This is a genomic window from Terriglobia bacterium, assembly GCA_032252755.1.
Lineage (GTDB): Bacteria > Acidobacteriota > Terriglobia > Terriglobales > Acidobacteriaceae > JAVUPY01.
Map to the genome: position 1 here is coordinate 1 of JAVUPY010000053.1, position 19,409 is coordinate 19,409.

General features: G+C 57.3%; 17 protein-coding genes. 6 read left to right on the top strand and 11 right to left on the bottom strand.

Features of this window, described 5'->3' with window-relative positions; all coding sequences use genetic code 11:
• On the top strand, nt 1-481 hold a 481-nt coding region (locus ROO76_12580), incomplete at its 5' end, for a DapH/DapD/GlmU-related protein (protein ID MDT8068991.1).
• Nucleotides 482-484: 3 nt separating this feature from the next.
• Here the strand turns inward: ROO76_12580 and ROO76_12585 are convergent.
• The 3 genes from ROO76_12585 to uvrA form a co-directional block, all read right to left on the bottom strand.
• Entirely contained in the window at nt 485-775 is a 291-nt protein-coding gene (locus ROO76_12585; protein MDT8068992.1) for a hypothetical protein, read from the bottom strand.
• 194 nt (nt 776-969) lie between these two features.
• The gene (locus ROO76_12590) at nt 970-1,671 is read right to left on the bottom strand and encodes a VIT1/CCC1 transporter family protein (GenBank protein MDT8068993.1); all 702 of its coding nucleotides are present in this window, start codon (nt 1,669-1,671) and stop codon (nt 970-972) included.
• Nucleotides 1,649-4,516 carry an excinuclease ABC subunit UvrA gene (gene uvrA, locus ROO76_12595; GenBank protein MDT8068994.1) on the bottom strand — a complete coding sequence of 956 codons (2,868 nt, stop codon included), beginning with the start codon at nt 4,514-4,516 and terminating at the stop codon, nt 1,649-1,651. The genes ROO76_12590 and uvrA overlap by 23 nt, the downstream gene beginning before the upstream one ends.
• A gap of 356 nt (nt 4,517-4,872) precedes the next feature.
• Between uvrA and ROO76_12600 the strand changes: the two genes are divergently transcribed.
• From ROO76_12600 to ROO76_12610, 3 genes are all read left to right on the top strand, one after another.
• Nucleotides 4,873-6,297, top strand: coding sequence for an NADP-dependent isocitrate dehydrogenase (locus ROO76_12600; GenBank protein MDT8068995.1), 1,425 nt, complete (start codon nt 4,873-4,875; stop codon nt 6,295-6,297).
• A 184-nt stretch (nt 6,298-6,481) separates the two neighbouring features.
• Nucleotides 6,482-7,408: a malate dehydrogenase gene (mdh, locus tag ROO76_12605; GenBank protein ID MDT8068996.1), complete on the top strand. Its 927-nt coding sequence runs from the start codon at nt 6,482-6,484 to the stop codon at nt 7,406-7,408.
• A gap of 191 nt (nt 7,409-7,599) precedes the next feature.
• Nucleotides 7,600-8,250, top strand: coding sequence for a hypothetical protein (locus tag ROO76_12610; GenBank protein MDT8068997.1), 651 nt, complete (start codon nt 7,600-7,602; stop codon nt 8,248-8,250).
• A gap of 60 nt (nt 8,251-8,310) precedes the next feature.
• Here the strand turns inward: ROO76_12610 and ROO76_12615 are convergent, their stop codons facing one another.
• The gene (locus ROO76_12615) at nt 8,311-8,856 is read right to left on the bottom strand and encodes a hypothetical protein (protein MDT8068998.1); all 546 of its coding nucleotides are present in this window, start codon (nt 8,854-8,856) and stop codon (nt 8,311-8,313) included.
• 101 nt (nt 8,857-8,957) lie between these two features.
• Nucleotides 8,958-9,485 carry a peptidylprolyl isomerase gene (locus tag ROO76_12620; GenBank protein ID MDT8068999.1) on the bottom strand — a complete coding sequence of 176 codons (528 nt, stop codon included), beginning with the start codon at nt 9,483-9,485 and terminating at the stop codon, nt 8,958-8,960.
• 748 nt (nt 9,486-10,233) lie between these two features.
• Between ROO76_12620 and ROO76_12625 the strand changes: the two genes are divergently transcribed.
• Both ROO76_12625 and ROO76_12630 read left to right on the top strand, forming a co-directional pair.
• A complete protein-coding gene (locus ROO76_12625) occupies nt 10,234-10,809 on the top strand; it encodes a hypothetical protein (protein MDT8069000.1) in 576 nt (191 codons plus the stop codon).
• 508 nt (nt 10,810-11,317) lie between these two features.
• The gene (locus tag ROO76_12630) at nt 11,318-11,956 is read left to right on the top strand and encodes a hypothetical protein (protein ID MDT8069001.1); all 639 of its coding nucleotides are present in this window, start codon (nt 11,318-11,320) and stop codon (nt 11,954-11,956) included.
• Between the two features lie 685 nt (nt 11,957-12,641).
• Here ROO76_12630 and ROO76_12635 read toward each other — a convergent pair.
• The 6 genes from ROO76_12635 to ROO76_12660 form a co-directional block, all read right to left on the bottom strand.
• Nucleotides 12,642-13,274, bottom strand: a complete 633-nt coding sequence (locus tag ROO76_12635) for a peptidylprolyl isomerase (protein ID MDT8069002.1) — start codon at nt 13,272-13,274, stop codon at nt 12,642-12,644.
• A gap of 138 nt (nt 13,275-13,412) precedes the next feature.
• Nucleotides 13,413-14,693, bottom strand: a complete 1,281-nt coding sequence (locus ROO76_12640) for a dipeptidase (GenBank protein ID MDT8069003.1) — start codon at nt 14,691-14,693, stop codon at nt 13,413-13,415.
• Nucleotides 14,694-14,749: 56 nt separating this feature from the next.
• A complete protein-coding gene (locus tag ROO76_12645) occupies nt 14,750-15,532 on the bottom strand; it encodes a DUF5715 family protein (GenBank protein MDT8069004.1) in 783 nt (260 codons plus the stop codon).
• A 224-nt stretch (nt 15,533-15,756) separates the two neighbouring features.
• Complete coding sequence (sdhB, locus tag ROO76_12650) at nt 15,757-16,503, bottom strand: succinate dehydrogenase iron-sulfur subunit (protein ID MDT8069005.1); 747 nt, start codon at nt 16,501-16,503, stop codon at nt 15,757-15,759.
• Nucleotides 16,504-16,624: 121 nt separating this feature from the next.
• Nucleotides 16,625-18,409, bottom strand: a complete 1,785-nt coding sequence (sdhA, locus tag ROO76_12655) for a succinate dehydrogenase flavoprotein subunit (GenBank protein MDT8069006.1) — start codon at nt 18,407-18,409, stop codon at nt 16,625-16,627.
• Between the two features lie 48 nt (nt 18,410-18,457).
• On the bottom strand, nt 18,458-19,258 hold the full coding sequence (locus ROO76_12660; GenBank protein ID MDT8069007.1) for a succinate dehydrogenase: 801 nt from the start codon (nt 19,256-19,258) through the stop codon (nt 18,458-18,460).
• Nucleotides 19,259-19,409: the final 151 nt, after the last annotated feature.

A 19,409-nucleotide genomic window follows, 5' to 3' on the forward strand; every position in this document is an offset into this window, starting at 1 on the left:
CGTTCGCGGGCCGCACGGTTATGAGAAGTTCCCTCAGATCGGGCGCGTGGAGATCGGCGACGATGTGGAGATCGGCGCGAATTCCTGCATCGACCGCGCAGCGCTTGGCGCTACGAGCATCGGCGACGGCGTCAAGATCGACAATCTGGTTCACATCGGGCACAACTGCACGATCGGAAAACGCGTGGTCATCGCCGCGCAGACCGGCCTCTCCGGCGGTGTCGTCATTGAGGATGATGCGGTGATCGGTGGTCAAGTGGGAATCGGAGACAAGGCGCGAATCGAAACCGGCGCGGTGCTCGGTTCCGGATGCGGAATCCTTACCTCGAAAATCGTGCGCAAGGGCCAGGTGGTTTGGGGAACACCCGCGCGGCCTCTCAAAGAGCACTTAGAGCAATTGGCGAACCTCTCACGCTTGCCCAAGCTGCGGGAACAAGTTGCGGAGTTGCAAAAGCGTTTGGGAAAAGCGGAGAACGGCTAAGCGCTATATGCCCGCACTGTGAGCCCGGGCGCAAGGCTTGCGCACAAGAGCGGCGCTTTGTTCCAACATTGCACTCGCCTGTTGTACGAGATTCTGCAAGTGCGTCATGTGTTCGCGCGCTTGAACCTGATCGGCGGGCAATGTCATCTCCAGATAATACGCAATCGCTTCAATGGAGCTGAGCGGCTGGCGCAAGTCGTGGATCAAGTCGCGCAATTGCTCATCGGATGAAGGTTTCGGTATGGGAGCTTCTAAGAAACGCGAACTCTCGACAACAGCAAGCGCGGCTGACATCGTCAATTGACATTCCCTTTCGTACTCGCAGCCCAAGACTGGACCCGCGAACATCATCGTCATGAAAATGGGGGAAACCGTTTTATACCGTTAAACGGCGTAGCGCGTCAAGAGATTCTTGGAAAAAATTTTTCTTAGGCTGCGATTCGTCGTTTAGCAGACGGTCTTCTGCGCGTAGCATAACGAACTTGACGCTACTTTGCCGAGACCAAGTGGGCAATACCGAACGCAGCCGCAGCCGCTAACCCTCCGATCGACGCCGTCCGCAGAGCACTGGATGCCAGTGGCATGCCGGTGTAATGTCCTTTGACCGCGCCGAACAGGGCAAGCGCGACGATGGTTGCAATCACGGAAGCGATGAGCGCTGCATTCGCCGAGCTCATCAGCATGTAGGGGGCCAGAGGAATCAAGCCGCCTGCGATGTACGCTCCTGAGATGGTGCAGGCGCTTCGCAGTGCTCGCTTGGGATCTGGTTCCTCAAGCCCGAGTTCAAAGCGCATCATAAAATCCACCCATTGCTTGGGACGCTGGCGGAGCGAGTCGACAATTGGAACGGCTTCAGCATGCGAAAGGCCATACGTCTCGAAAACCTCGAGCACCTCTTGAGCCTCGATTTCAGGAAGCTCCTTCACTTCGTGCTCTTCGCGGCGCAGCTCGCTGGCATAATGGTCGGCGTCGTTTTTCGCGGCCAGATATCCGCCGAGGCCCATGGCGATGGAGCCGGCGGCTATTTCGGCGAGACCAGCCACAACAATAATGCGCGTGGTGGTGTCGGCGCCGGAAAGCCCAGCGGCCAGGGCGAACGGAACGGTGAGGCCATCGGCCATTCCGATAACTATGTCGCGCACGAATTCCGAAGCTGTGAAGTGCGACTCAACGTGCGGCGTTTGCGGCATATTCTTTCAAGTATCGTCCAGTATAGGAATTACGCGCAGCCGCAATCTGCTCGGGCGTGCCCTCCGCGACGATTTGCCCGCCGCGTTCCCCGCCCTCGGGTCCCAGGTCGATCACCCAATCGGCGTTGCGGATCACGTCCAGATTATGCTCGATGATCAGCACGCTGCCGCCGCTCTGGATCAAGCGCTGGAATGCCGCGAGCAGCTTCGCAATGTCGTCGAAATGCAGGCCGGTAGTCGGCTCATCGAAGATAAAGAGCGTCCCGCTACAGGTGGCCTGTGCGAGGTGCGATGCCAATTTCACGCGTTGCGCCTCGCCTCCGCTCAACGTCGTCGCGGATTGACCTAGACGTAAATAGCCGAGGCCAACGTCGGCCAACACCTTCAGCTTGTTGTAGAGACGCTTGGAATCGTGAAAGAAACCCATCGCCTCTTTCACCGTAAGCTGCAACACCTGGTGGATATTCAGACCGCGATACGGGATGTCGAGAATCGCGCTCTTGAACCGCGTGCCTTTGCACTCTTCGCAGATTAGCTCTACGTCGGCGAGGAACTGCATTTCCACTGTGACGGTGCCATCGCCCTGGCAATTCTCGCAGCGGCCGCCGGGAATGTTGAACGAAAAATGCCCGGCGTTGTAGCCGCGCTTGCCGGCCTCGGGCGTGGACGCGAAGAGCTCGCGAATCAGATCGTAGGCCTTGATGTACGTGGCCGGGTTGGAGCGAGGCGTCCGGCCGATGGGCGATTGATCCACCAGAACGATCTCGCGCACCAGCTCTGCACGGTCGATGCGGCGGCACGTGACCTTTTCAGCCTTCTGATCCTGGTTTTCGTCGTAGCCTTCGGCGTCGGCTTGCCGCAGGCGCTGAGAGAGCGAGCGGTAAATCACGTCATGCACAAGAGTCGACTTGCCGGAGCCCGACACGCCCGTGATCGCGACCATCATGTCGAGCGGAATCGTGACATCGATGCCTTTAAGATTGTGAGCGCGTGCGCCGTAGAACTTCACCGTGCGGCGCGGGTCTACTTCGCGAGCCTCGGACATTTGAGCCGCGCGTAAATCGCCGCGCAAATAGCGCGAGGTCAGTGAGACGGCGCCGTCGGAGATGATCTTCCGGTAGGAACCTTCGAACACCACCTCGCCGCCCAACTCGCCCGCGCCGGGCCCCATGTCGATGATGTGGTCGGCGGAGCGCATTACGTCGGCATCGTGTTCGACAACGACGATGGTGTTGCCGAGATCGCGCAATTCTTCGAGGATGCGAATCAGCCGGCCGGTATCGCGGGCGTGCAAGCCGATGGACGGCTCATCCAGGACGTAACAAGCGCCAACCAGCCGCGATCCGAGGCACGTAGCGAGTTGGATGCGCTGGGCCTCGCCGCCGGACAAGGTGGAAGAAAGACGGTCGAGCGTGAGGTAATCCAGGCCGACGTCGTTTAAGAACTTGAGACGCTGGCGGATCTCGACCAGGATTTTGTCGGCGATCGCCGATTCTTCGGGCGACAGCTCCAGCGATTCAAAGAATTTGTACGCGTGCTCGATGTTCATCTTCACGACGCCGGCGATCGTTTTATCCGCGATGCGCACGTTCAGCGCGTCACGGCGCAACCGCGCGCCGCCGCAATCCGGACACTCGGCATAGCCACGATAGCGGCTCAGGAACACGCGGACGTGCACCTTGTACTTCTTGGCTTCCACTTCCGTGAAGAATTCCTGAATCGCTTTGGCGGCGATGGCGCGCTCTTCGGCCGAGAGGTCGGCGTAGGGAACATTCCAGCGAACTTTGCCGCGCATGCCCTTCTTGTAGTGCGCCTGGTTCCATTCGTATTGCGGCTTGGTCCAGGGATCGACGGCGCCTTCATCCAGCGACAGACCGGGATTTGGAATCACCAGATCCATGTCGTAGTCGATGGTGTTGCCGAAGCCCTGGCAGCGGGGGCAGGCGCCGTACGGGTTGTTGAACGAGAACAGGCGCGGCTCAGGTTCTTCGTAGCGAATGTTGCACTGCTTGCACTCGAAGCGCTGGGCGAAGCGCAAGGTTTGTGGAGCGGAGTCGTCGCGCGGTGCGGTCTGAAAGACGATCTCGCCGGATTCACGATAGGCGGTCTCGATGGCATCGACGACGCGTGGGCGAGATTCGGGTTCGAGCGCGATACGGTCGAGGAGCACGAAGACGGGCTTCGAGAAGTCGAGTTCGAGCAGGGATTCAGGGGAAGAGAACTCGACAATGTTGCCGTTCTGGAAAAGCCGGTTGAACCCGCGCTTGCGGAGTTCGCCAAGCCTGGCTTTGAGGCCTTCGGTGATATCGAATTTCGGTGCGGCTTTCTTTCGGCCGCGCGGTTTCTTCTCGGGTTCCAATGGCGGTGGCGGAGGCTGGACAGGGAAGAGAACGTTGAGACGAGTGCCTTCGCCGAGCGCCATGATCTTGTCGGCGACTTCGTCGACGGTATCTTTACGCACTTCCGTGCCACAGTTCGCGCAGAAAGTGCGACCGACGCGGGCGAAGAGCAGGCGCAGGTAGTCGTAGATTTCGGTGGCGGTGGCGACTGTGGACCGCGGGTTGCGCGTCTGGTTCTTCTGGCGGATGGCAACGGCGGGCGCGATGCCGTCGATGATGTCGACGTCGGGCTTTTCGATTCGCTCGAGGAACTGGCGGGCGTAGGCGGAGAGGGACTCAACGTAGCGTCGCTGGCCCTCGGCGTAAATGGTGTCGAAGGCGAGGGACGATTTACCCGACCCGGAGACTCCCGTGACCACCGTAAGGGTGTTGTGGGGGATCTCGAAGTCGATGTTCTTCAGGTTGTGAACGCGCGCGCCGCGAACTGTAATGGATTCCGTGGACATTCCCAATCTGGCCGGTCGCAGCGCGGAAGATTGCTGAGCGGAGTCAAGTCCCCACAGAACGCTTCCGGACAGCTGCGGAATCTTTCTATTATAAGCGGCGATACGAGGGTTGCTCAAACAACTCGAACTGGGCGCCGAGAGCGGGCTTCAGATTGTGCGCGCTGGGAGTGCGGTGGTAACTTTAAATAGGGCTTTCTACCGCGTCCGGCTCCGATTCTGTCACATGCGGTTCTGACGGATATCACGCGACAGGTGTGTTCCGAAAATCACTCCAGATTGTGACGGATGTCATACAGGGCTGGGTTGCGGTCTCCATACAATCGTTCTTTTGCAGGTCGAGTTTCGGAGGGTTTCTGATGGCAACGACATACAACGGAGTGCGGCTCCCAACCAGCGGGGCGAAGATTGAATTTAAGAACGGGAAGTTCGAAATCCCCGACAACCCGATCATTCCTTACATCGAGGGCGACGGCACGGGCCGCGACATCTGGAAGGCTTCCGTGCGGGTGTTCGATGCCGCGGTAGAGAAGGCTTACAACGGCAAGCGCAAAGTGGCATGGTACGAGGTGTTCGCCGGGGAGAAGGCGAAGAAGATGTTCGATACATGGCTGCCGGATGACACCACGGCGGCGTTCCGCGACCTGCGCATAGGCATCAAGGGGCCGTTGACGACACCGGTGGGCGGAGGAATTCGCTCGCTGAACGTGGCACTGCGCCAGTTGCTCGACCTTTATGGGTGCGTCCGGCCAGTGAAGTACTACGGTGCGCCGTCGCCGGTGAAGCGGCCGGAGTTGATGAACCTGATGATCTTCCGCGAGAACACAGAAGACGTTTACGCCGGCGTGGAGTGGGAGCAGGGAACACCGGAATGCGACAAACTGATCGCCTTCCTGAACAACGAGATGCTGAAGGGCGGCAAGAAGCAGATCCGCCTCGATTCCGGCGTCGGCATCAAGCCGATTTCCGTCACCGGAACGAAGCGCCTGGTGAAGATGGCGCTGGAATATGCGCTGAAGAACGGGCTGAAGAAAGTCACGCTGGTGCATAAGGGCAACATCCAGAAGTTCACGGAAGGAGCGTTCCGGAAGTGGGGATACGAACTCGCGACCGAGGAGTTCCGCGACAAGGTTGTGACTGAGCGCGAAAGCTGGATTCTCGACAATAAAGACCAGCATCCGGAATGGACGGTTGAGCAGAACGCGAACGCAGTCGAACCGGGTATGGAGTTCGCGCCCGAAGATTTTCGCCAGAGTGTCTACAAAGAAGTGAAGACCGTGCTCGATTCGATCTATGCCACCCACGGCGGCGGCAAGTGGAAATCGAAACTGATGGTGAACGACCGCATTGCGGATTCGATTTTCCAGCAGATCGTGACGCGTCCGGACGAGTACAGCGTGCTGGCTACGCCGAACCTCAACGGCGATTATCTTTCCGATGCGGCGGCGGCGCAGGTCGGCGGACTCGGGATCGCGCCGGGCGCGAACATCGGGGCGCAGCACGCGATCTTCGAAGCCACGCACGGGACGGCGCCGAAGTACGCCGATCTCGATGTGATCAACCCGGGATCCGTGATGCTCTCGGGCGTGATGATGTTCGAGTTCATGGGCTGGACGGAAGCGGCGAACCTGATCGAAGAAGGCGTTCGCCGGACGATCGAGCAGAAGAAAGTTACGTACGACTTCCATCGGATGATGGAAGGGGCCACGAAGGTGAAGACGAGCGAGTTTGCGTCGCATATCATCGAAAACATGGCGTCGATGGTTTCGACGGCGGCGCGATAAACAGGGAAGACCCAAGTTTGCTGAACACGGCAGACGTGGAGCACGGAAGCTGTTTCCAAAGAAGTTAAGACCACATCTCCGAAATGCGCGGAGATGTGGGGCACCGTTTGTACTAGATTTACAGATCCGGTATTCATTTCAGCCAGCGCAGGTTATGCGCGCCACTTCATAGGAAAGGAACTCCATGCGCAAGAAAGTAACCATCGTAGGTTCAGGCAATGTGGGGGCGACCGCGGCACACTGGATCGCTTCCAAGGAGTTGGCCGACGTCGTTCTAATTGACATCATTGACGGCGTACCGCAGGGCAAGGGGCTCGACCTGCTCGAGGCGATGCCGATTGAAAAGCGGGACTCGCACGTGAAGGGCACGAACGATTATGCCGACACCGCGAACTCCGACGTTGTCGTGATCACCGCGGGTATTCCGCGCAAGCCGGGCATGAGCCGCGACGATCTGCTGAAGACCAACCACAAAATCATGGCAGATGTGGTTGGCAAGGTTGTGCAGTATTCGCCGAATTGCATCATCATCGTCGTATCGAACCCCCTGGATGCCATGGCGCAGGCCGCGTTCAAACTGAGCGGCTTCTCACGCAACCGCGTGATCGGCATGGCCGGGGTGCTCGACAGCGCGCGCTTCCGCAGCTTCATCGCGGAAGAACTCGATGTCAGCGTGGAGAACGTTACGGCGTTCGTGCTTGGTGGTCATGGAGACACGATGGTTCCCCTAGCGCGTTACTCGACGGTTGCCGGAATTCCGATTACGGAACTCATGGACCAGGCCACGCTCGACCGGCTGATCAAGCGCACCCGTGACGGCGGTATCGAGATCGTCAATTATTTGAAGACCGGCTCGGCGTACTATGCTCCTTCGTCGGCTGCGACGGAGATGGTGGAGGCGATCCTGAAAGATAAGAAGAAGATCCTGCCTTGCGCAGCCTACCTGGAAGGCGAGTACGGGATCAACGGTCTCTATGTCGGCGTGCCGGTGAAACTGGGCGAGCGCGGCATCGAAAAGATCATTGAGATCAAGCTGACAGCCGAAGAGCAGGCGGCGTTGAACAAGAGCGCGGCCGCGGTAAAGGACCTAGTCGGCGTGATCGGGGTGTAGAGACACAAGGTTTAAGGTACAAGGTGGAAGAAAAGCTCCCGTCTTAATGGCGGGAGTTTTTTGTGCGATTTGTCGATCCGGCCTCGGGGTTCCCAGTCTTGCAACATCTCACGCGGAGATGTGATGCATGGCACATTCCCCGCGAAGGCGCGCCAGTAAACTCCGGTACGCAAACTATCAGGAGGTGAGCTATGCCAAGAGTTCGCCAGGCAGTCGCCTTTGCATTCTTACTATGTATTGCAGTCCTGCTGATTTCCTGCCAGGGTTCAAAGCCGGCCCCGGTCGCCTCGGAACAGCCCAAAGCCGAACCCGTAGAGGTAAAGCAGCCGGCTCCTTACACCGCGAAGGCCTGTCTAACGCGAATGGCTGACATGGCAGCGCGGTGGCAGATGGACGCGGTCCCGGTCCGCCTGGAATCACAAGTGAACGATGAAACCACCGGTTCCGATGGCAAATCGACGATCTGGAAAGGAACGTTCGCATCAGCCAGTGGTAGGGCGTGGAAAACATTCACCTGCTCGGGCAGCCGCTTGAAAGATGCCCCGCCATTTGGAGTCACCGGAGACCGAGAGATGCCGCTGTCCCCCAATGATGTCATCCATGGGTTCAGCCCATTGTATGTCCAGGTGGATTCGGACAAGGCATTCTCTATCGCCCAGGAACACGGTGGAGCGTCCCTGTTCAAGAAGGATCCGAAGCAGTCGGTGTACTACTTCCTGGCGCTCGATACAAACGGTAAAACAATTGCCTGGTACGTTTCCTATGGCACAAGCCTGAAGGAGACGCAGGGAATCGGCATCATCGACGCGAGTACAGGAAAGTATCTGCGGGCAGCGAAGTAGGCAAAGCCGCATCAGTGTCTGCTAAATACGGCAGATGTGGGACACGGAGATACACCGGGTTCAGCCGACGCGGTCGGCGATGCTCGATGTGTCCTCGGGCTTGATGGAAGAATCGATTTCGATGCGTTCGACAACGGCCTCGCGAATTTTCGTGAGGTCGTACTTTTCGAAGACAAAGACGGCCGGGCTGTAGAGAAACTTCCAATTCTTCTCGCGCAAAGTGATTTCGAAGCCCTTCGGAGTGCCTACGGTGAATCCCCATTGGCTGCGGTTGCCGGTCTCGACATATTCGACTTCGACGGTCAGCTCGTCGCAGAAGGATTCGGGATCCGGCGGCCCGGTGAGCGCGTTGAAAGTCTTGAAATAGAATGCGCGAATCTCGACGCCGCCGATGAGCATGCGAGGATGAATGTCGCCGTCGGGATCAGGCACCGGAACGAAGGATACCTTCGGGCCGGGATCGGCAGGCGGGGGAACCGTGTAAGAGATTTCCGATTTCTTCCCAGCCCAGCGAGCGACCGCGAACACAGCGATGGCGCAGGTCAGGAAGAAGAGTAGCCTGGGGCCGTCTTGCGAGAACCAGGAGGTTTGGATTATCAAGGCCATTGCACATCGTCGGCAAGTACTCAGCAATCAGCTTTCAGCGTAAAGGGAAGTGCAATCACCTAAATCACTGAATGCTGAGTGCTGACTGCTTACTGCTGGTTTCACACTCTTTCGATTGTCACCTTTTCCAATACAACGTCTTTTTTCGGACGGTCCTGCGCCCCGCGGGGCACTTGCGAGATTTTGTTCGCGATGTCCTGGCCCTCGATGACCTCGCCGAAAATGGTGTGGTTGCCGGTGAGCCAGTCGGTGGGCGCGACGGTGATGAAGAACTGGCTGCCGTTGGTGTTGGGGCCGGAGTTCGCCATGGCGAGTTTGCCCGCCTTATCGAACTTGTGCGCCGAGCCCTTGGTTTCGTCTTCGAACTTGTAGCCGGGGCCGCCCATGCCGGTGCCGCTCGGGTCGCCGCCCTGGATCATGAACTGCGGGATGACGCGATGGAAGACGGTGCCGCTGTAGAGAGGGCCGGGGCCCTTTTTGCGGCTCACGTGGTCGCTCCAGTCGCGCTTGCCCTCGGCGAGGTCGGTGAAGTTCTTCACCGTTTTGGGGGCGTCTTTTTCGAACAGGCGGCAGACGATGGTGCCTTCGCTGGTTTTCAGGGTCGCATAAAGTCCGGGCTCACGTGCCATGGTCTCTCCTTAAAAAGTCAGGTGCGAGTACAAGGTGCGAGGTACGAGTACGAGACGTTACGAATTGGTTCCTACACCTTGAAACTTGCGCATTGTTTTTATATCCCCACCTCTGCTGACTGCAGCAGGCGTAGGGCACGGGGAATCAGGAATACCGAAAGAAACTGCGCCGGGAAACCGGCGCAGTACTAGTGTAAATGGGAGTTCGCGGTAGGGCAAAAGGCAGCCAGAAACTCGCGATAGATTATGAGAAGACGAGTGTCTGTCGAAAAACTCTTTCCGTGGTCCCAAATGTCGAAAATCAACCCCAATTTTGGAGACCAGAAATGTCTCGGAAATCGAGAACGTCGTTTATAGGGCATCCTGACGCGATGGGTTTTTAAGCAATTCCGACTGAAATGAGTTTTTCAACAGGCACACGATATCACGCTAACTATTTCGAGCTAACGCCTGCTCCGAGAATGAACCGGGTGAGCGTCGTGTTCGCATGCAGTCGAAAGTGCGACATGCGGCAAGCGTCGAAGAAACGCGGCAAGGAGAGAATAAAAGGCTGGGCTACCAGCCTTCGTGCTGAATGAGCGAGGTACCGGCCCCGAGAAAATCGTGAGCGACACTCAGTTGTTTGTTCCGATTCCGTAACAGAATCAACTTGCGTAACGCAATATTGCCGCGCCACGCTACCCTGTCAACCAGACTGCCAAGGAGTGCTGTCGGCGTCGAAGTCCAATTCAAGATACCAGAGGATCAGATGTCGAAGAAATTACTCAGAATCTGTCTACTAACAGCAGTTGCAGCATCAGTTCTCATGATTACCGCATGCCCCAAGCAAGAGACCAAGATTGAACCAGGGTGGAGCCAAAAGGAAGGTGCCAAGATCACGCTAACGCATACAATCACATGGGACCCTTCAGGTAGTGATCTCATCGGATTTGACGCGAACCAGGCACTCCTTTCCTTGTCTTTATCGGGAGCCACGATCTCTTCCCCTACGGGCACTGCCACAGTGAGCGTGAAGGACCTCACGAATGGACAGATCGTTGGGCAACAGAACTTTGCGCATGTGGTCAGAGGAACAAGTCTCTATGCCCAGGATCCGACGGCGGTACACAACTGGTTGCAGCAATTCACCCAGTATCCAAGCATAGACGTTATTGTCGTTGCTGCAACAGATGTGAATACGACAGGCAGTAATCCGAGTTGTTTTAGCAGTGCACAATATCTCGGTGTCATATATGCGGCTTCCTCGATGAGTTGGGATCCGCCTGCGCAACCGTGCCCCGAACGTGGTGGCTGCATTTCACAACCGCCTCCTGGAGACAATTAACCGCGAGCGTTACCAGATCGTAGAGTCATAAGAAAAAGGGGTTTTCAATATTCAGGTGAAAGACCTAATGCAACGAAGCAAATGTGTGGCTTGGTTCTGTATGAGCGCCCTGATACTTGCTTCGACCAGTTGCGTGCATTATCGATACGGCCTCCGCCGGGAGATAATGCACGCTGCTGATTCTCAGGTGTGGGGCGTGGGCGTCAGTAGGGCTGGAATGGGGTACAAGATTCACTCATTCACGCGGCTAAATGGTAGCAAGCGGCTGAGGGAGGTGCCATCGGTGACGATCTCATCAGGACGCACAGAGAATTGGGAATGGGAAGTACGCACCATACCATCGCTCGCGCCGTCAGCTATGGGATGGCAACATAAGTCTCACGTGGACAGAGCAGCCACCGACGACCGTCGCATTCTTCCGGCTGCGACCTGGGAGCAAGCTTTCAAAAGGGCATTTAAGACAGTGGAGTACCTTACGGGGCGAGTTCCGCGGCCACTGAAGGTGACCATGATTCTGGTGCCCGAAGGAACCATGTACGAAAAGACCGTTATTAGAGATGCGCAGGGTTACGTACCTTTGACATTCGCCTTTTATTATCCTGAAGCGGATTCTTCCGAGAATTCGCACTTCTCAGCAATGTCTGACGCCGTTGCACGTTCGATCTACGAATATCAGCATGTGCTGTATAGGAACGGCACTGTCTCGCCGATAGGTACGAGTAATGTTGACCGATCAATTAATGACGAAAGCCGAAGTCAATGTTGGTACGATTCCGCTCTACTTAGCCTGACCGCAGGAACACATAGTGTTTCCAGGTGGGGCGCCGACCCGTATATGAAGCGGATAAAGATTGGTTCCGAATCTGCTCTGGCAGTAGTGACATCGTCCGGAGATGTACGGAAGCCTAGTTTCTCCGACACGGCGCCATTGGGCGTAGGGGTCGAGGCGGAGACGGTCGCTGCGTACTTAAGGAGCAGGGGGACTGCAACGGCGCAAGTTGTGAGCAATGATCTTGGTGCGATGAACGCAGTTTTGAGTGTATGCCGGGCCTTGACTCAGAACCCCCACGACCTCGCGACGCGAGAGTATCCGATCGAGCAAGTAAGATTTGTTCCTTATTTTTCGGAGGATGATAAGCAGAAATGACGGTGGATATCGACTCCGGCTCGTGACTACCAACGAGCTCCCGTGGCGTAACTTCTCGTTCTATGCAAATGGCGGGCGATAACAGGGCATACCATAATCTATCCCGATTTCGGAATTCCCGTTTTGGGAATCACCCGGAAATTTTCTGATCGACGTCACAGACTCTCTCCCCCCGTTTCGCTATCCTGACCATGGATCAGTCCACCAGCGGCGCCCTAGTGGGCGCTGTAGCTTTTGTCCCGATCTTTCTCAACCCGCGCACTGCTTTAGGCGGGCACGGCTTGGTGCCCCACATCTGCCGCCGTTAGCAGATGTGGGTCTTCGACCCTGACGTCCCCCTGAATGAAAACAGGAAGATGTGCGCCTTCCATCGCCCGGAGTCAAACTCCTGGGCCATTCAACTCCTCCACCGAGGCTCAGCGCTCTAGTTTTGCTTTTGCATTCCCCGCCGCCCCGGTTTTGCCTTCTCGAAGAACGAAGAACGAAGAACGAAAACACATTTTCCGTGCGCAAGTTCCTGAAAACAAATCCCCTTCCGATATTTTCAGATTTAAACCCTTGTCGCTCAATATTTTGCGGACAAAATTTCCGTAAAATATCGAAAACAAAGATTCGCAAAATAGGGGGTGGGTAGGAAAAGGTGCCCCACATCCGGCAGTCAGCGGAAACGAGGCACCGAGCAGGCCTATTTCTTCGCCTCTTTCTCGGCGGCTGCGCCGGGTTGGACGATCTTGATGTGCCGGATGCGGACGGCGTTGCGTGGCTTGTCGTTGGCGTCGCGCGGGACGCTAGCGATGTGCTCGATCAGAGCCAGGTCGTCGCACTGGCCGAAGATGGTGTGGTGGCCGTTCAGGTGCGGCGTCGCGACCTCGGTGATGAAGAACTGGCTGCCGTTGGTATTCGGCCCGCTGTTCGCCATCGCAAGGCGGCCGGGACGATCGAATTTCAGGTCGGTGATCTCGTCCTTGAACTTGTAGCCGGGATCGCCGGAACCGTTGCCCGCCGGGTCGCCGCCCTGGATCATGAAGCCGGGAATTACGCGATGGAAGATTGTGCCGTCATACAGCGGCGTGTGTTCCTTGGTCGCACCGCTGACGGGATTCTTCCACGTCTTCGTACCTTCGGCTAGGCCGATGAAGTTTTCGACGGTGAGTGGTGCCTTGTCGGGAAAGAGAGTGCAGGTGATGTTTCCGAGGCTGGTTTGAATGATGGCCTTGGGACGTGCCGGCGGCGCGGCTTTCTTTGCTGGCTCATTTGTCTGGGCAAAGCTTGGAAACGAGAATAGGGCGAGGAGAATGACTACGCTGAGTTTACGCATGAATCCTCCAATTCGAGGTCATTGTAGAGATGGAATCGAGTGTGCGCAATGAATGGAGGTTGGTCGAGGTTCAGAATGGAAAAGCCCCACGTCTGCTAACTGCGGCAGACGTGGGGCACGGAGTTATTCTGAACTCAGTTATTTGCGTTCCGCCTGCATCTGCCGCGCGGTCTTCTCAACGTCTGCGAAGACACGTAGCAGATTTCCGCCGAGAATCATGTCGAGTTGCTTCGCCGTGTAGCCGCGTTCGGCAAGGGCTTCGGTGATCTTCGGCAGGTCGGCGACGGAGTTGATGCCCTGTGGTAGGCATGGAACGCCATCGAAATCCGACCCGATGCCGACGTGCGACACCCCGGCGACCTTGGCAATGTGATCGATGTGATCGATCAGATCGCTGAGCGGCGGACGAGGAATCTGACTGTTTAGCTTTTCCTGGTAGTCCTGCAATTGGTTCTCGTCGATCTTGCCATCGTTGTATTGTTTTTCGAGTTCGTGCAATTTCTGAATCTCATCCGGATGATCTTTGGCGAACTGGTCCGTTTCCTGGTTGTACTTGTTGCTGACGAAGCCGCAATTGAAGTTCACCTGCACGACGCCGTTATTTTTCGCGAGCGCTCTCAGCATATCGTCGGTCATGTCGCGCGGAACGTCTGTGAGAGCGCGCGCGGACGAGTGCGAGGCAATGACCGGCGCGCGACTGGTGGCGATCGCGTCGTAGAACGTTTTGTCGCTGACGTGAGAGATGTCGACGATCATGCCAAGGCGGTTCATCTCCTGGACAATCTGGCGGCCGTAATCGGTCATGCCGGGGTCGATGATTTTACCGTCAGCGTCCTTCTTGTAATCGCCCGAAGACTGCGCCCAGTCGAGCGAATTCGACCATGTAAGCGTCATGTAGCGAACGCCGAGCCGATAGTAATCCCGCAGCAGGCCCATGTCTCCTTCAATCGGGTGTCCGCCTTCGAGGCCCAGCAGTGCCGCAATGCGTTTGTGCGGTCCAGTGCGGGCTTTACGGATGTCGGCGGCGGAGTAGGCCATAACCATCTCGTTCGGGTGTTTCGCGACGGTCTCATAGACGGAGTCGATCATGTCCATGGCGCGCTGCACGTACTGGCCTTTGTACTTGTCTGGGTCCACCCAGATGGAGAAGAATTCCGCACCCAGATTGCCTTTCTTCGCGCGCGAGAGATCCCAGTGGCCGAAGCCGGCATCGGTGGAGGGATCGAAGTGTTCGTCGAGAAAACGTCCGGTGGTGTCGGCGTGCGTGTCGACAATGATGGCTGATTCGTGAATGGCTCTCCAATTTGTCGCCGCGCTCGCGGTCGTTTTCTTTGGGTTCGATGTGTTCGTCATGGGCTTGGTCTGGGCAACAGATGTGGCTACCAGCAGCAGGACTGCAGCAAGTGTTGGGAAACGCATCCGCCTATTGTAGGGAAATTATGAGAAAGGACAAGTCAGAGTAGAAGCCAGGCTACTTACCGCTGCGCTGCAGTTTCTTCCGAGGTGCCTGGTGCTGACTGATCCGTCCCGGAGGTAGTTGCAGACTCCGTCGTTCCATACAACTGTGTTCGCCAATCGCTGTAGCGCTCAGAGACCATGACGTGGAAGCAGGCTTGACGGCGTTCCTCGGCGACCTCAACGAGGCCCAGTTCCCGGAGTTTTGCCAGGTAGTTCTCAAGCCACAGGTGCTGTTTCTTGGTCAGGCCACGCTTGCCGAGATCGACGGTCAGCCCGGCGAGATGCGATGAAGCGGTGTCGCCTTCGATGGGGGCGGCATTGCGGTTTCGGCGGCGAAGCTTTTTCTGCTGGTCGACCGTGCGGACGGCGGACGTCAACTGGATCTGGCTGCCGAACTCCTCGTAATAGGCCTGTCCGAGGTCTTCCACAAAATCGCGGGTCCATGCCTTCGAGTAGCGACGATTCGGCTTGAGGTTTCCGGCGATGTGCAGGCCGGGCTCCTCGGTGATCTGGACGAGCTGGCCTTCTTCGATCAACTGGTCGAGTTCGGCGTCGTTCTGGATGCGCGGAAGCTCCAGTCGGTCGATCTCTTCGTTCTGGCGGATGAGGGATTCGTGCGAGCCCTTCAGCAGAGGATTCCAAACGATGTGACGATAACGATGGTAGTGACGATAACGATAATGAGCTCGGCGCAAACGCGCACGAGATGAATGCGACTGGGCGGCATACGATTGGGCCGGGAGCAAAAGGATAGCGGCAAGGACGGCTACAACGGCGGAGATGATAGTGCGTCGTGTCATCTTCGAAATATCAACTACTTACCCCTGAATTGGATGCCTAAGGTTTAGCGATTGTAACCCAGAGTTCCTTTTAAAGAGCCTACCCATTGGTAACACTTGGCCACACGAAGGGTCACTCGTACCGACAAATAGTACATGTCCTGCTGAGTAGAGGTATTCAGAGGCTAAAAGCCCATTATTTCGCGTTCAACGGCATGGCTTGAGGCCGTGCCGTCCTCGAAACACTATGTTCGGAAGAAGTCCAGTATTGCCTTCTTCATAACTGATCGGCCGACCTCGCTTATTGACTTGGTTAGCGGGATGTCCTTGGGGCAGACTTCGACACAGTTCTGCGCGTACCCACACTCCTGGATACCGCCATCGCCCATGAGCGCGGTGAGGCGCTCGGTCTTCAGCGATTTGCCTGTGGGGTGGGTATTGAACAGGCGCACCTGTGAGATGGTGGCAGCGCCGACGAAGCCGGTGCTGTCGTTGAACTGCGGACAGGCCTCCATGCAGCAGCAGCAGGAAATGCAGCGCGAGAGCGGGTAGGTGCCTTCCTGCTCCTCGGGCGTCATGCGCGGGCCAGAGCCGAGGTCGTAGGTGCCGTCGATGGGAACCCAGGCTTTGACGCGCTTCAGGTTTTCGAACAGGACGCTGCGGTCGACCGAAAGGTCGCGCACAACGGGGAACTTCGAGAACGGCTCGATCGTGATGGGCTGCTCCAATTGATCGACGAGCGCCGAGCAGGCCATACGCGCCTTGCCGTTAATCAGCATGGCGCAGGACCCGCAGACTTCCTCAAGGCAGTTGGAGTCGTAGACGATCGGTGTGGTCGTCTTGCCGTCTTTGGTGACCGGGTTCTGCGCGATCTCCATGAAGGAGGAGATCACGTTCATTCCGGGCTTCCATGTCAGTTCGAACTCCTCCCAGCGGGGCTTGGAGTCGGGTGCGTCCTGTCGCTTGATTTTGAAGAGTACGGTTTTTGGCATCGTATTCAGCTCGTATAAAGGTCCGTGCTAGCGGACCGAAAAGCAGATCCCTCGTGGGCTAAAGCCCACCGTGATGACAACCAGAACAACAGATCCCTCGCTTCGTTCGCGAAGCACCAGTTTATGTCGCTGCGTCGTACCTACGCGGACGCGGCTTGATCAGCGAGACATCCACGGGTTCAAACTCGAAGCGCGGCTCGTCGGCGTCGGCGGCGAAGTATGCTTTCGTCGTCTTCAGGAACTTTTCATCGTCGCGCTCTGGGAAATCTGGCTTGTAGTGCGCCCCGCGCGACTCGTCGCGCATGGCCGCACCCTGGGTAATGACGCGCGCCAGTTGCAGCATGTTGTAAAGCTGGCGCGTGAACGCGAACGACGTGTTCGCCCATGCCGCGCGATCGCTTAGGTTCACGTTGCGATAGCGCTCGAGCAACTCGACCAGCTTCGCATCGGTCTCCTGCAGGTTCTTGTTGTAGCGAGTCACGGTCACGTTCTTCGACATGATGTCGCCCATCTCTTTCCAGATGCGGAACGGGTTTTCCGTTCCCGACGACTTCATCAGGCCGGCATTGATCTCTTCTTGGCGCTTGCGTTCATTGTCGTAGCAGCCGTTGGTCGCCGGTGCGGATTTCAGGGTGTTCTGCCCGTAGCGCACGGCTTCCGGCCCGGCGATGAAGCCGCCGTAGATGCAGGAGACGAGAGAATTCGCGCCGAGACGGTTTGCGCCATGGATCGAGTAATCGGCCTCCCCGCAGGCATATAGGCCTTCAATATTCGTCCTCTGGTTGAAGTCTACCCAGAGCCCGCCCATGGTGTAGTGCATGCCGGGGAATATCTTCATCGGCACGTCGCGCGGATCGTCGCCGACGAACTTCTCGTAGATTTCCAGGATACCTTCGAGCTTCTTGTCGAGGACTTTGCGGTCGATGTGTGTCAGGTCGAGGTAGACCATCGGCTGGCCGTCGATGCCGAGATGGTGCTCGTAGACGACCTTGTGAATGGCTCGGGTCGCTACGTCGCGGGGCACGAGGTTGCCATACTTCGGGTACCAGTCTTCGAGGAAGTACCAGCGCTCACTCTCGGGGATACTCTTCCAATTGCGCTTGTCCCCCTGCTGCTTCGGCACCCACACGCGGCCACCTTCGCCACGCGCTGACTCCGACATCAGGCGAAGTTTGTCTTCGCCGGGTATCGACGTTGGGTGCACCTGGATAAATTCGCCGTTGGCGTAGTACGCGCCCTGTTGATAGAGTGCCGACTGCGCCGATCCGGTGCAAACCACCGAGTTGGTGGATTTACCGAAAATAGCTCCAATACCGCCCGTGGCCATGATGACGGCTTCCGCCGGGAAAGTGACGACCTGCATCGTCCGCAGGTCCATGGCGCAGATGCCGCGGCATGCGCGGTTGCCGTCGAGCACGGCGGAAAGGAATTCCCAACTCTCGAACTTCTTGACCTTGCCTTCCGACTCGAAGCGGCGGACTTGTTCGTCGAGCGCGTAGAGAAGCTGCTGCCCGGTCGTGGCCCCGGCGAAAGCAGTGCGGTTGTAGAGCGTGCCCCCGAAGCGGCGGAAATCGAGCAGTCCTTCGGGTGTGCGGTTGAAGGGAACGCCCATGCGGTCGAGCAGATCGATGATGGGCGGCGCCATCTCACACATAGCCTTGACGGGAGGCTGGTTGGCGAGGAAGTCGCCACCGTAGATGGTGTCGTCGAAGTGCTGCCAGGTGGAGTCACCTTCACCTTTGAGGTTCTTGGCGGCGTTGATGCCGCCCTGGGCGCAGACGGAGTGCGATCGCTTGACCGGCACGATGGAGAACAGATCGACGCTGGCGCCCATTTCGGCGCACTTGATCGTCGCAGACAGTCCCGCGAGACCGCCTCCCACAATGATGATTTTCGGATTGGCCATACTATGAATCCTGCGCGGGTCGAGCCCGCGTTGTCTCAAATAGAAGAACTATTGGTTCGGCACCTGAGTTCGCGGAGCCGTCGGCTCACCAGTTTGCGTGTGCGTGCTCTGGAGCCACTCGGGCTTCGGGTTCGGATCGAAGTTCCATGATGGCTTGGGGTTCTTGAAGGCCATGGCGGAGTAGACGCCGATTACCGAGAGCGCAACTGCTACGAGCACTCCAAACGCCTGCACACGCTTGCGGCCCTTCTCACCGGTAACGATTCCCCATTTGGCGCAGAAGAGGAATATGCCGTAGCCGAAGTGCCAGGACGCAGTGACCACGCCGACCATATATGCCCAGAAAGCCCAAGGCTTGGTGTTGAACTCGTTCCAGACCTTCCAGAAGGCGGCGTCGGGATGATCAAACAGGTGAATGCCGGTGAAGCGCATATACCAGGTGTGGTAGAGGATGTATGCGAAGAGGAGGATTCCCGTGTAGCGCTGGACGGTATACATCCAATTGCCGGTCCACGGGTACTCGTTCACATTGTTGTCGCCCCGCCACCAGATATAAAAACCGTAACCAGCGTGAAAGGCGATCGGGATATAGATTCCGAAAACCTCGAGCCAGAACGCGAACGGAAGTCCTGTGAGGAACTTCACCTGGTCACCGTACGCAGCGGGACCGTTGGTCGCGACTGCGTTGGAGGTAAGGTGCTCGAGAAGAAATGCGCCTACGGGAATGATGCCAGTGAGGGAATGAAGTCTACGCCAGAAAAACGAATGACCCTGACCCGCCCGCAGAGGTTCCACACCCTTGGGAATCCTGCTGGTGGCCGGGGTTGGAGCACTGACCGTAGATGCCACGGACTTCTCCTTATGACTTGCGAACGCTGAAGAACAACTTGTGATTATCAAATTCCAAGGAAGGGCAAGTCAAGAAAACTCATCAATCTCCTCGTATTTTGAAGAAACGAAAAATAACCGGAGGATGTGATTGGAGTCACTGACGGGTGAG